Below are 13,719 nucleotides of genomic sequence, written 5' to 3'. Positions count from 1 at the left end.
TGACGGGACGGAAGTTCTTATAGAGCAATGTGAGGGTTCACGATAAAAATCATCCGGCTTGTCTGGCAAGTCGGACAGAATCGAAGCGGAGGGCAATTATGCTACAGATTATAAAAAACGCGAACATCTTGAATCAACAAGGGGAACTTGAACGGAAAACGATCATTATAGATGAAGGAAAAATTCAAAAGATCGCTGGAGTGGAAGATGAAGCGGTACTGACAGCAGAGCAATCAGCGCATAACGTCACCGATGCTTCAGGCAAACTGGTTATCCCCGGTTTGATTGATATGCACGTGCATCTGCGTGAACCTGGATTCGAGCATAAAGAGACGATCGAAACAGGTGCCCGTTCGGCAGCGCAAGGCGGTTTTACAACGATTGCCTGCATGCCAAACACAAGACCGGTAACCGACAATGCGGATGTCGTTAAGTTGGTTTTGGATAAAGCCAAAGAAGCCGACCTGGTTAAAGTGCTGCCTTATGCAGCTATTACGAAAAACGAGCTTGGACGTGAACTTACGGATTTTGCCGCATTGAAAGAAGCGGGCGCGATTGGATTCACGGATGATGGTGTAGGCGTACAAAACGCTCAAATGATGAAAGATGCCATGAGCCTTGCAGCAAGCATGGATATGCCAGTCATCGCTCACTGCGAAGACGACTCATTGGTAGTCGGTGGATATGTGACGGAAGGCGAGTTTTCGAAGCGTCACGGTATCAAAGGTATCCCAAATGAATCCGAGGCTATCCACGTAGGCCGTGATATCCTGCTTGCAGAAGCAACGGGAGTTCACTACCATGTCTGCCACGTAAGTACGGAACAATCGGTTCGCCTGATTCGTCTGGCGAAGTCCATCGGCATTAAAGTCACTGCTGAGGTATGTCCGCACCATCTGGTATTGTCCGATGAAGATATCCCGGGCATGGATGCCAACTGGAAGATGAACCCGCCTCTTCGCTCACCACGCGATGTGCAGGCTTGTATCGAAGGTTTGCTGGACGGAACGCTGGACATGATCGTTACCGATCACGCGCCGCACAGCGAAGAAGAGAAGGCAAAAGGCATGGAGCTGGCACCGTTCGGTATCGTCGGATTCGAAACAGCCTTCCCGCTGCTGTACACGAAGTTTGTGGAAACAGGGCTCTGGAGCCTGGACTTCCTCGTCAAACGCATGACAGCTGACCCGGCACGGGTATTCCGACTGGATACTGGTAAGCTGGAAGAGGGAGCACCTGCGGACATCACCATGATTGATCTGAATCAGGAACAAGTGGTTGATCCGGCAGCTTTTGCTACCAAAGGAAGAAACACACCATTCACAGGCTGGAAGCTGAAAGGCTGGCCAGTACAGACATGGGTGGACGGCAAAAGCGTGTGGAACAACACGGTCCAACAATAAATCAGTACTTAGTAAATCAATAAACTTTACATCAAAAAGCTCTTAATAACTCTTAATAACTCTTAATAACTCTTAATCTACAACCTATACACCATTAACATCTTTACGACTAACTCGAGGCAGATCATGCCGAGAGTTCAATATACGAAACAAAGAAAAGTTGAATAATGCTTTTGAACATGGACACCAACGTAACTGTGGAGTGGGCAGAAAGAACCCGAAGAAGCAAAGCGTTCGCCTTTATCACCGGATTACACCATTTGAAGAATGGGATCAAAGTAATCCGGGGATAACAGCGATCAAAGGGTTTTCTGCCAACGGAGCCGCACCAAACGTAACGTCCCCCATGTTCAACTCAAAGTATTCAACGTTGATAAACACAGAGGAGTGAAATGGGATGCAGGCACAGGCAAGATTATTGTTGGAAGACGGCACACTGTTCACCGGGAAAGCATTCGGTGCTGAAGGTGAAACAACAGGTGAGGTCGTTTTTAATACGGGAATTACAGGCTATCAAGAAGTGCTTTCGGATCCTTCTTATTGTGGTCAAATCGTAACCATGACGTATCCACTGATTGGTAACTACGGCATTACGCGTGACGACTTCGAGTCGATTCGTCCGTTCGTACACGGTTTTGTGGTACGCCGTCATGAGCCAACGCCAAGCAACTGGCGTGCGGAATACAGCGTAGACGATTTGCTTAAAGAGTATGGCATCGTAGGGATCAGCGAAATTGATACACGGATGCTGACTCGCCGGATTCGTCACCACGGTACAATGAAAGGAATTCTCACAACAGGATCGAAACCTGTGGAAGAGTTGCTGGAGATGATGGAAGACACCAGCATCGCTGAACTGCGTAACCAAGTTCCTATGACTTCTACTCAGCATGTCTACAACAGCCCGGGAACGGCTGAACGCATTGTATTGGTTGACTACGGTGCAAAAACAGGGATTTTGCGTGAACTCAGCAAACGGAACTGTGACGTTGTCGTAGTTCCGCATGATGTAACAGCGGACGAAATCCGCCGCATGAACCCGGATGGAATTCAGCTGTCCAACGGCCCTGGAGACCCGAAAGACGTACCTCACGCGGTTAAAATGATCAGTGAACTGCTCGGTGAATATCCGATCTTCGGAATCTGCCTGGGTCACCAACTGTTCGCACTGGCGGCAGGAGCCGATACAGAGAAACTCAAGTTTGGTCACCGCGGTGGAAACCACCCGGTTAAAGAACTGGAGAGCGGACGTTGCTTCATCACATCTCAGAACCACGGTTACACCGTAAACGAAGAATCCGTGAAAAATACGGAGCTTGAAGTGACACATATCAACAATAACGATAAGACCATTGAAGGTCTGAAACATAAAACATTCCCGGCGTTTTCCGTTCAGTACCACCCGGAAGCAGCGCCAGGACCGTATGATAACAGCTATCTGTTCGACCGCTTTATCGAGATGATTCGGGAGCACAAGATTACTCACCCGCAACAGCCGCGTCAAGCCGTATTGGCAGCCGCAGTGAAAGGAGCACAATAACATGCCGATTAACAAAGATCTCAAAAAAATCCTGGTGATTGGTTCAGGTCCAATCGTCATCGGTCAAGCGGCCGAGTTTGACTATGCCGGTACACAAGCATGCCAGGCACTGAAAGAAGAAGGCGTGGAAGTTGTACTCATCAACAGCAACCCGGCTACGATTATGACAGATACCAACATGGCTGACAAAGTATACATTGAGCCCATTACACTTGATTTTGTAACGCAAATTATTCGTCAGGAACGTCCAGACGGTTTGCTGCCAACTCTTGGTGGTCAAACGGGTCTGAACATGGCGGTGGAACTGGCACGTGCCGGCGTCCTTGAACGTGAGAATGTCAAATTGCTCGGAACACAGCTCACATCCATTGAGAAAGCGGAAGACCGTGATCTGTTCCGTGATCTGATGCGTGAACTGGAACAGCCTGTACCTGAGAGTGTAATTGTAACAACACTTGAGGAATCACTTGATTTTGCCAATGAGATTGGTTATCCAATCATCGTTCGTCCAGCCTACACGCTTGGCGGAACAGGCGGCGGGATCTGTGCCAACGAAGAAGAACTGCGCGAGACAGTCGTAGCAGGTATTCGTTACAGCCCGATCGGTCAATGTTTGGTTGAGAAGAGCATTGCAGGTATGAAAGAAGTCGAGTACGAGGTTATGCGGGACAAAAACGATAACTGTATCGTCGTCTGCAACATGGAAAACTTTGACCCGGTAGGTGTTCATACCGGTGACAGTATCGTTGTGGCACCAAGCCAAACGCTGTCTGACCGTGAATATCAAATGCTGCGCTCAGCTTCCCTGAAAATCATCCGTGCCCTCAACATCGAAGGTGGTTGTAACGTACAGTTTGCACTTGATCCGCACAGCTTCCAATACTATGTTATCGAAGTTAACCCACGGGTAAGCCGCTCTTCGGCACTGGCTTCCAAAGCAACGGGTTATCCGATTGCCAAGATGGCTGCCAAAATTGCCATGGGTTACACACTGGACGAAATCGTGAACCCGGTAACGGGCCAAACATATGCATGCTTTGAGCCAACACTGGACTATATCGTGAGCAAAATCCCACGCTGGCCGTTCGACAAGTTTATCTCGGCGAACCGCAAACTGGGTACACAGATGAAAGCGACAGGCGAAGTTATGGCGATTGGCCGGACATTCGAAGAGTCGATTCACAAAGCGGTTCGTTCCCTGGAAATCGGCGTACACCGTCTGTATCTGAAAGATGCCGAAACACTTGATGAAGAAACGCTGAACGAGCGTCTGGTCAAAGCCGACGATGAGCGTATCTTCCTCATCGCTGAAGCCTTCCGCAGAGGGTATACCTTACAACAGCTTCAGGATCTGACGAAAATTGATTGGTGGTTCCTGGATAAACTCGAAGGGCTGGTCGGCTTCGAAGATCGCATTCGAGAGGAATCCGAATTGTCTTCCGAAACCTTGTATCAAGCGAAGCGTCTGGGCTTCACTGACCGTGCCATTGCTGAATTGCGTGCTGAAGGACAGCCAGGAGGTACGTTGACAAAAGAAGCTGAAGTCAGAGCACGCCGTGAAGAGGAAAACCTTCGCCCAGTCTACAAAATGGTAGATACGTGCGCAGCTGAATTTGAAGCAACAACGCCATATTACTACTCCACTTACGAAACTGAGAATGAAGTCATTCCTTCAGATAAGAAAAAAGTCGTCGTACTTGGTTCCGGTCCAATCCGGATCGGTCAAGGGATTGAGTTCGACTACTCGACAGTACACGCAGTATGGGCTCTGCAAAAAGCAGGCTATGAAGCAGTTATCATCAATAATAACCCGGAGACGGTGTCTACCGACTTTAATACATCGGATCGATTGTACTTTGAACCCCTGTTCTTCGAAGATGTAATGAACGTTATCGAACAGGAACAGCCTGTAGGTGTTATCGTACAGTTTGGTGGTCAAACGGCAATTAACCTGGCAGCACCACTGCGTGCCGCTGGGGTGACAATTCTCGGAACAGATCTGGAAAACATTGACGAGGCAGAGGATCGCAAGAAGTTCGAGCGTCTGCTCTCCCGTCTGGAAATTGCACAACCAAAAGGTAAAACAGTCATTTCGGTAGATGATGCAGTTGAAACGGCTCAAAGCCTGGGTTACCCGGTACTGGTTCGTCCTTCCTACGTACTCGGCGGTCGTGCGATGGAGATTGTATACTCCGATGCCGAATTGCTGACATATATGGAACAGGCGGTTAAAATCAATCCGGAGCATCCGGTTCTGATTGACCGCTACATGATGGGTAAAGAGGTTGAGGTTGACGCGATCTGTGATGGTGAAACGGTATTGATTCCGGGTATCATGGAGCATATCGAGCGCGCAGGGGTTCACTCTGGTGACTCCATCGCGGTATATCCGCCACAGCACCTGTCCCAGGATCTGAAAGAGAAAATTGTAGAGATTACAATCAAGATTGCAAAAGAATTGAAAACGATCGGTTTGGTTAATATCCAGTTTGTTATCCATGATGGCCAAGTGTACATCATTGAGGTGAACCCGCGTTCATCCCGTACAGTTCCTTTCCTGAGCAAAGTAACCAACATTCCGATGGCGAACCTGGCAACACAAGCCATTCTGGGCGTGAAGCTGAAAGACCTCGGTTATGTAGACGGTCTGTGGCCTGAGTCGGATCATGTTTCGGTAAAAGTTCCGGTCTTCTCCTTCGCGAAGCTGCGTCGTGTGGAGCCAACGCTTGGACCTGAGATGAAATCCACAGGTGAGGTTATGGGGCGTGACCCGAATTACGCCAAAGCGTTGTTCAAAGGTCTCATCGGTGCAGGCATGAAGATCCCGGCCACCGGAGCAATCGTGGTAACGGTAGCGGATAAAGACAAAGAGGAAGCTGTTCCACTGCTTGAAGGTTTCTATAGACTGGGATACAAAATCATGGCTACTGGAGGCACGGCAGCTGCGCTCGAAGCAGCGAACATTCCGGTGACGACGGTGAACAAATTGAGTGAAGGTTCACCAAACATTCTCGATATGATTCGCAGCGGCGAAGCAAACTTTGTGTTCAACACGCTAACCAAAGGCAAAACTCCGCAGCGTGACGGATTCCGTATTCGTCGTGAGGCGGTAGAGAACGGCATTGTATGTATGACTTCACTGGATACCATCCGTGCCCTGTTGATCATGCTGCAAACGATCAACTTCTCCTCTGAGGCTATGCCAGCTCTTGTACAATAAATAAGACGATTTGTCACTGATCAAGGACATCAGTCAGCCTTCGGGCTGGCGGGATGTCCTTTATATCGGGCAAAAACGGAAAAATGAAGCTTTTGGAAGGAGCGCTGGTAAATGAATCACCCGAATTTCAACGAAATGGCTGGCCGTCTGATGGTGGCACTCGATTATCCCGGAGCGGAGCAGGCTCAGGAATTGGTAAAGGCCCTCGAAGGCATTCCCTGTTATCTGAAGGTGGGCATGCAGCTCTTTTACGCCGCTGGCCCGGACTTCATTAGGGAATTAAAGTCGAAGGGATACTCGGTATTCCTTGATGTGAAGATGCATGATATTCCAAACACGGTTCGTGGGGGTGCTGAAAGCATAACTCGTCTGGGTGTGGATATGTTCAATGTGCATGCAGCTGGAGGTAAAAGCATGATGCGTGCTGCCCGTGAAGGGGCAGAGGCGGCTCTGGCTGCTGATCCATCCCTACGTAAACCTGAGATTATTGCAGTTACTCAGCTGACCAGTACAAGTCAGGAAACGATGAATTCCGAGATCGGCATCCAGGGAAGTGTTGAGGCAGCGGTAGTCCGTTATGCAGAACTGGCCCATGAGGCAGGTCTTGATGGTGTTGTTGCTTCCCCGCTGGAAGTACCTGCGATCCGCGCAGCCTGTGGCAGTGATTTTCACACGGTCACACCAGGCATTCGTCCAGCAGGAAGTGGCCTGGGAGACCAGACTCGTGTCCTGACGCCCGGTGAAGCCATTGCCAGAGGCAGTCATTACATCGTTGTAGGCAGACCAATTACGGGCGCTCCCCATCCGCGTGAAGCGGCAGAAACCATTTTGAAGGAGATGTTGAATGCATGATCGAACTTAACGAGATTCCTAACCATATTGCTTCCCAACTGTTAAAAATTAAAGCGGTGGCGCTGCGTCCGCAGCAGCCATTCACCTGGACATCCGGCATCAAATCACCAATCTATTGTGATAACCGCTTAACGATGTCTTATCCCGAGATTCGCAACGACATTGCTGAAGCCTTTGCTGCGATCATTCGTGATCAATATCCCGATGCAGAAGTCATCGCAGGTACTGCAACCGCAGGTATCCCGCATGCTGCCTGGGTTGCGCAAAAGCTGAATCTGCCGATGGCTTACATTCGTGATAAAGCCAAAGGACATGGCAAAGAGAACCTGATTGAAGGTCTGATCACCGAGGGACAAAAGGTTGTTGTTATTGAAGACCTGATCTCGACAGGGGGCAGTTCAATCAAAGCGGCAGAAGCGGTACGTGTAGCCGGGGCGACTCCCCTTGCAGTATTGGCCATTTTCAGCTACCAGCTGGACAAAGGCATTAAGGCTTTTGAAGAAGCGGAAATCCCGCTGCAAACCCTGTCCAACTACACTGCTTTGATGGATGTGGCGTTGGCTGAGGGCACGATCCAGGAGAGTGATTTTGCACTGCTCAAATCCTGGCGTGAAGATCCTTCTTCATTTGGAAAATAATATCATTCACAGTGGATTGAACGGTTTGCTTGTGAACGGTATCAAAATTGTAATGATTGCCGCCATAGAGGCAAATTCATCGAATATTCAAGAGGCATCCCGTACTTTGGGGTGCTTTTTTGGTTTGTTCATCAAAATATTAACTTTTTCACTGGAACGTTGTAAAAAGCTTGTAACTTTTAGTTGTGATCCGTCGTTTATAATGCAGTGTAGTATGGAATAGATTTCTATTTTTAGTGTCTTGATGAAGTAAACGGGATATGAAGAAAGGATGAGCGTGATTGCTGGCATGAAGAAGTTATTTTCCAAAATCAGACCTGCCAAGAGTCAGTCAGGCGAGGACAGCGCAGTCGAACCAACGGAGCAGCAGGAACCCGTTGGGCAGGAGGAATCGGCATACATAAGTGAACCACAGAACCCATCCATCGACTCGCACGACATAACCAGTGATACAAGCCAGGAGGAGGTTGCGGCTGCAGCAGCTGAACCTGAAGTGAACTCCCAGTCTTCCAAGAAGGATCTATTGCCTCCATATGATGGGCCCGTGCTGGAGGTTCGCAATGTTCATCGCAGCTTTCAGACGGGAAGCCGCATTATTCATGTGCTCAAAGGCATTGATATGGAAGTGAACCCGCAACAGCTGGTGATGTTGAAAGGGAGATCTGGCTCAGGGAAAACCACGCTGCTCAATATGCTGGGCGGGCTGGATCAGCCTTCAAGTGGAGACATCCTGTTCTCCGGCCAGCCTCTTCAGGATTGGGGAGACCGGCGGCGGACCGCTTTGCGACGCAGGGAAATTGGTTTTATTTTTCAGGCGTATGCGTTGATGCCCTTGTTGTCTGCCTGGGAAAATGTAGAGCTGTCGCTCCGCATGGCGGACGTGCCGCGTTCGGAATGGAAGGACCGGGTAGGTCATTGTCTGGATCTGGTTGGACTAACCAAACGGGTCAAGCACCGTCCATTCGAGATGTCCGGGGGAGAACAGCAGCGGGTTGCTATCGCCAAGGCGATAGCCCACAGACCGAGATTATTGCTCGCGGATGAGCCGACAGCTGAACTCGATTCCAAAATGGGAGCACAGGTGATGGCTGTATTTCGCAATATTATTGAAGTTGAACAAGTAACGATCTGTATGACTACACACGATCCTACGATTTTGGAGGTTGCGGACCATGTTTATGAAATGGCGGACGGCAGATTTATCAAGTAAAGGGGCCGCTCCGAAGAGGGGGAAACGCGCAGCGCTTATTGTGCTTAGTGCGATAGTGGCTGCAACGATGTCCGGCTGCTCTTTGCTGCCGGCAGAAACAGAGGAAGAAGTGCTTCCGCCAATTACACCACCAACGATCTCCAAGAAGCCGGAGTATGAAGTTCGGACGGAGACGCTGGAGAAGAAAGTAAGCGGAAGTGGCAAGATGATGAGCCAGCGGGAAGAAAAGGTATATTTTACGCTGGACGGTATGCATGTCAAAGAGTTGAATGTAAAACCAGGGGATAAAGTGAAGAAAGGTCAACTTCTCGCAGTTCTTGATGTAGAGAGTGTGGAGAAGGAGATCCGGGCCAAAAACCTGCAGATTCGCAAATCGGAAGTCCAGATGAAGGAAACGCTTCGCAAGCGGGATGAGATGGACCCGGTGGAGTTCGAAGAGTCCACGATTGCCTTTGAAGAACTTCGTCAGGAACTGGCTGATCTGGAGGATCAATTAGGTAAAGCCACTTTGACCGCTCCGTTCGGCGGAACAATTATTGCCGTGCAGGTGGAGAAAGGTGCGGCTGTCAAAGCCTATGACCCGATTGCAACCATAGCAGATACATCCAATCTGGTTGTCGCAGCTACGTTTGCCAAAGAAGATCTCGAAAAGTTCTCGGCTGGCATGAAGGCGGATGTAGACATTAATGGTGCAGGCAAAGTGGCTGGCAAAGTTAAAGTTATGCCTGTTGCCCAAGCATCGGGAAGCGGAACTGGTAGCGGCAGCGGCGGAAGTTCGGGAGAAGGCGGAACGCCTCCGGCGAAAGAAAGCCTGGATCAATATGTTATTGTTTCGCTGGCGAAAATGCCCAAGGGTGTTGAACGCGGTACACCTCTAACGGTATCCATTGTCACCCAACGTACAGAGAACGCGATTGTTATTCCTGTATCCGCTTTGCGCTCCATCGGTTCAAGAACGTATGTGCAAGTGGTGGAGAGTGATGGAAGCAAGCGTGAAGTGGACGTGGAAGTCGGACAGCAGACATCTACGGATGTGGAAATTCTAAAAGGTCTGACCGTTGGACAGAAAGTAGTGGGCCGCTAATGGGGCTGCCATTGCTTCGACTGCTGTTCCGCAAAATGTGGAACACTCGCTGGATGACGTTCAGCACACTGATCGGACTAATTGTGGCGGTTGCGTTCACCGTTAGTATTCCAATGTATGCCGATGGTGCGCTGAAGCGGGTCGTGGCCCAGACACTGCAGGACAACAGTGAGGGACTGCCAGCCGGTTCGTTGCTCATGAGTTATCAGGCACCTGGTGGTGTGAAGACTGACACACGTGGTCTGGAAGAGGTGGATCGATATATTCGCGAGGATGTGCCTCGTGACATTGGTTTTCCTTTTCATACGTATGTGAACTCCCGTTCCATCCGCAGCACAGAGGTGAACCCGGAAGATCCTACTAAAGTGGATGCCAGCCGGGTCCGCAGCATGAGCCTGGGCACGATGACAGGTCTGGATGCACAGGTTAATTATTCTGCGGGAGTGAAGCCGGGCAACCAGGTCAAGGACGATATTATTGAAGCGGTCATGCTGGAAGAGGGCATGTATCGTAATGATCTTCATATCGGAGATGTGCTGGAATATCCGATTTACAGCGGTCTTGATATTACGTTGCGTGTGAAGATTACAGGTTCTTTCAAAGCGGATGATCCTAGCAGCCCTTACTGGGTGCAGGGATTTGACGGTATGATGAACGGACTATATGTAGATGAATCGGTATTTAATGATGTTTTACTGAAGGAAAAAGGTATCCCTCTTCAGAATTCACGTTGGTATTATGCATTTGATCTGAAAGAGATTCAAACGAGCCAGCTCTCGGGACTGACCTCTGTGCTGGAAAGGCTGGATATCGACCTGTATCAGCGGTTGAAGGATACGAAAGTGGACATCACCTTCGGGGATCTGTTGAAACAATTCCGCAGTCAGAGTCTGCAATTGCAGACCATGCTGTTCACGCTGGCTGCACCGATGATTGCGATGGTCTTTTATTTTATAGCCATGAATGCCAGACAGTCGTTACAGAAGCAGGAAAGTGACATCGCAGTTCTGCGCAGTCGTGGAGCTTCTGCCCGGCAGATCTTCTCTCTTTATCTGCTTGAAGGTATATTCCTGGGCGCGATTGCTCTTGTCATCGGACCGTTTCTTGGATGGTTTATGGCGAAAAGCATCGGTTCTGCCAGCGGATTCCTGTCGTTCGTGGATCGAAAATCCATTCCGATCGGAATATCGAAAGAAGCGATCCTGCTTGGCCTTATCGCCGTGTTGGTGGCAATCATAGCCTCGCTTATTCCGGCAATAACCTATGCGCGGGCGACGATTGTATCGGCCAAACGCCGACAGGCACGTACGGATCGTGCGCCGGTATGGCAGCGCTGGTTTCTGGATATTGCGTTGCTGGGGCTTGCGGGGTATGGATATTACTTGTTCTATGAACGGCAAATGTTGACGTTCCAGACTGGAATGACGACAGATCAGCTTCAGGTACAGCCGTTTTTGTTCTTTGTTCCGGCACTCGCCATCTTTGCACTGGGACTGTTCTTCTTACGGTTGTTCCCGTGGATTTTGAAGCTCATTCAGCTGATCGGGCGCAAGTTTCTCCCGGTTCCATTGTATCTGACACTGACACAGCTTTCGCGTTCATCGTCTTCTTACTATCCTTTGATGATCCTGCTTGTATTGACACTCGGACTTGGTGTGTATAACTCGGCAGCGGCTCGTACCATTGATCTGAACTCGACCGAGCGCACGTTATACCGATATGGTTCCGATGTTATTATGCAGACCGTATGGGAAGGTACACCTGAGGTTAAGCCAACGGGTTCCGGACAAAGCGGCGGTTCAGGCGGAGGACAGCAAGGTGGTGGAAACGGTAGTGGTGGTTCTGGAGGCGGAGGAAATGGCGGCGGAGGTGGATCAGGTGGGGGTGGTGGTTCACAACCCACGAAGATGATCTATTCCGAGCCACCTTTTGAAGTGTTCCGCAGCTTGAATGGGGTAGAACATGCAGCGAGAGTGCTGCAAACGAAAGGCAATATTATTGTCTCTGGCAAATCGGGTGGACAGGGAATGCTGGTGGGGATCGACAATGTGGATTTTGCTCAAGTGGCTTGGTTCCGCAACGATCTGTTCCCGGCACATCCTTATAAGTACCTCGACTTGCTTGGAAAATATGAAGGGGCCGTATTGATCTCTTCCAAATTTGCAGACAAATTCAAGCTCAAAACCGGAGACCTCGTCTCCATTGGTGTACAGGGTCAGGCCATTGAATTTGTAGTTTTTGGCATTATACCTTACTGGCCCGCTCAGTACCCGGATCAAATGCCGTTCTTCATTGCGAATCTGGATTACATCTATGATCAGGTGCCTCTGATTCCATATGAGGTCTGGCTGAAGATGAAGCCGGATGCCAAAGTTGCTCCGTTGATGGAGAAGCTTGCAGCGGAAGGCATTGAGTTATCGTCAGTACGCGATGTGCGTACAGAGCTGGTATCCCAGGGCAAACATCCGTCAAGGGGCGGAGTGTTCGGCATACTGAGTCTCGGATTCTTAGTGTCGGTCATTATTTCCCTGATCGGATATATCCTGTACTGGTTCTTCAATCTATCCGGGCGTGTAGTACAGTTCGGTGTTCTGCGGGCGATGGGGTTATCCCGGGCGCAATTGAGCGGTATGTTGCTGCTGGAGCAGGTGTTCACGGCGGGTCTTTCGATCATTCTCGGTATTGGCATTGGTCAGGTATCCAGTCGTCTGTTCCTGCCCTTCCTGCAAACCACAGATAATGTGTCCGCACAGGTCCCTCCGTTCCGAATTGTATTTGAAGAGAAAGACATGCTGCAGCTGTATGGCGTGACCGTAGTCATGCTGATCATTGGAGCGACAATGCTGCTGTGGCAAATCCGCAGGCTGCGGGTTCACCAGGCAGTCAAAATGGGAGAGGAGAGGTAACGTGATCCAGTGCGAAGGACTTGTCAAAATTTTTAAATCCAGCGATGTGGAAGTCGTTGCCCTTCAAGGTCTCAATCTGACTGTCAATCAAGGTGAAATGATGGCTATTATCGGCAACAGCGGTAGTGGTAAGTCTACCTTGCTCAACATTCTGGGAGGACTTGACCGTCCAACAGCCGGTACGGCCGTTGTCGGAGATTGGGATTTGCTGAAAATGACAGATGCCCAATTGGTGGAGTACAAACGTCATACCGTAGGCTTCATTTGGCAAAATAACGGTCGTAACCTGCTTCCATACCTCACAGCACTGGAAAATGTGGAAACACCCATGATTTTGGGAGGCAAGCGAGATCGCGCCTATGCCATGCAGCTGCTGGAATGGGTTGGACTGAAGGACCGGATGCATAACAAACTGCATCAATTGTCCGGTGGGGAGCAGCAGCGGGTGGCGATTGCCATCTCGTTATCGAATCGCCCCAAGCTGCTGCTCGCGGATGAGCCGACAGGTTCGGTGGATTCGGAGACCTGTGATACAATCATGGGCATTTTTCGCAAAATGAACAAGGAGCTCGGGGTCACGATTGTGATTGTTACTCATGATCTAACCCTCGCTGGCAAGGTGGACCGGATCGTGGCGATTCGGGACGGCTTGACCAGCACCGAGTTCGTGAAACGCAATCCGAATCTGGATGACGAACATGGCTTGTCTGAGGCAGGAGCCGCGGATATTCATGAAGCTTTTGTCATCATTGACCGGGCTGGGCGACTTCAGGTGCCCAAGGAGTATTTGGAGGCACTGTCCATTGATAATCGTGCCACATTGGAATTTGACGGTGAGCGTATTGTTATTACACCGCCAAGATAAT

General features: G+C 49.8%; 9 protein-coding genes. All 9 read left to right on the top strand.

Annotated elements, in window-relative coordinates; genetic code table 11:
• Positions 1-98 precede the first annotated feature (98 nt).
• Positions 99-1,403: a dihydroorotase gene (locus tag Q0V21_RS05355; RefSeq protein ID WP_301877898.1), complete on the top strand. Its 1,305-nt coding sequence runs from the start codon at positions 99-101 to the stop codon at positions 1,401-1,403.
• A 397-nt stretch (positions 1,404-1,800) separates the two neighbouring features.
• Complete coding sequence (gene carA, locus Q0V21_RS05350; RefSeq protein WP_024631220.1) at positions 1,801-2,943, top strand: glutamine-hydrolyzing carbamoyl-phosphate synthase small subunit; 1,143 nt, start codon at positions 1,801-1,803, stop codon at positions 2,941-2,943.
• A gap of 1 nt (position 2,944) precedes the next feature.
• Positions 2,945-6,163, top strand: coding sequence for a carbamoyl-phosphate synthase large subunit (gene carB / locus Q0V21_RS05345; RefSeq protein ID WP_024631219.1), 3,219 nt, complete (start codon positions 2,945-2,947; stop codon positions 6,161-6,163).
• 111 nt (positions 6,164-6,274) lie between these two features.
• Positions 6,275-7,015 carry an orotidine-5'-phosphate decarboxylase gene (gene pyrF, locus Q0V21_RS05340; protein WP_301877897.1) on the top strand — a complete coding sequence of 247 codons (741 nt, stop codon included), beginning with the start codon at positions 6,275-6,277 and terminating at the stop codon, positions 7,013-7,015.
• Positions 7,012-7,653, top strand: coding sequence for an orotate phosphoribosyltransferase (pyrE, locus tag Q0V21_RS05335; protein WP_301877896.1), 642 nt, complete (start codon positions 7,012-7,014; stop codon positions 7,651-7,653). The genes pyrF and pyrE overlap by 4 nt, the downstream gene beginning before the upstream one ends.
• Before the next feature lie 271 nt (positions 7,654-7,924).
• Entirely contained in the window at positions 7,925-8,863 is a 939-nt protein-coding gene (locus Q0V21_RS05330) for an ABC transporter ATP-binding protein (RefSeq protein ID WP_301877895.1), read from the top strand.
• Complete coding sequence (locus tag Q0V21_RS05325; RefSeq protein ID WP_301877892.1) at positions 8,826-9,947, top strand: efflux RND transporter periplasmic adaptor subunit; 1,122 nt, start codon at positions 8,826-8,828, stop codon at positions 9,945-9,947. Before Q0V21_RS05330 ends, Q0V21_RS05325 begins: the two co-directional genes overlap by 38 nt.
• A complete protein-coding gene (locus tag Q0V21_RS05320) occupies positions 9,947-12,853 on the top strand; it encodes an ABC transporter permease (RefSeq protein ID WP_301877890.1) in 2,907 nt (968 codons plus the stop codon). The genes Q0V21_RS05325 and Q0V21_RS05320 overlap by 1 nt, the downstream gene beginning before the upstream one ends.
• Before the next feature lies 1 nt (position 12,854).
• Entirely contained in the window at positions 12,855-13,718 is an 864-nt protein-coding gene (locus tag Q0V21_RS05315) for an ABC transporter ATP-binding protein (protein ID WP_024631213.1), read from the top strand.
• Position 13,719: the final 1 nt, after the last annotated feature.

It is taken from the genome of Paenibacillus sp. 11B (assembly GCF_030487755.1).
Taxonomy (GTDB): Bacteria; Bacillota; Bacilli; order Paenibacillales; family Paenibacillaceae; genus Paenibacillus; species Paenibacillus vandeheii.
This window is presented reverse-complemented; position numbering and strand designations above follow the sequence as displayed.

Coding starts and splice junctions, on each gene's coding strand:
- Q0V21_RS05320 (WP_301877890.1), top strand. CDS start 9,947: ATGGGGCTGCCATTGCTTCGACTGCTGTTCCGCAAAATGTGGAACACT.
- Q0V21_RS05355 (WP_301877898.1), top strand. CDS start 99: ATGCTACAGATTATAAAAAACGCGAACATCTTGAATCAACAAGGGGAA.
- Q0V21_RS05330 (WP_301877895.1), top strand. CDS start 7,925: ATGAGCGTGATTGCTGGCATGAAGAAGTTATTTTCCAAAATCAGACCT.
- pyrF (WP_301877897.1), top strand. CDS start 6,275: ATGAATCACCCGAATTTCAACGAAATGGCTGGCCGTCTGATGGTGGCA.
- carA (WP_024631220.1), top strand. CDS start 1,801: ATGCAGGCACAGGCAAGATTATTGTTGGAAGACGGCACACTGTTCACC.
- pyrE (WP_301877896.1), top strand. CDS start 7,012: ATGATCGAACTTAACGAGATTCCTAACCATATTGCTTCCCAACTGTTA.
- Q0V21_RS05325 (WP_301877892.1), top strand. CDS start 8,826: ATGTTTATGAAATGGCGGACGGCAGATTTATCAAGTAAAGGGGCCGCT.
- carB (WP_024631219.1), top strand. CDS start 2,945: ATGCCGATTAACAAAGATCTCAAAAAAATCCTGGTGATTGGTTCAGGT.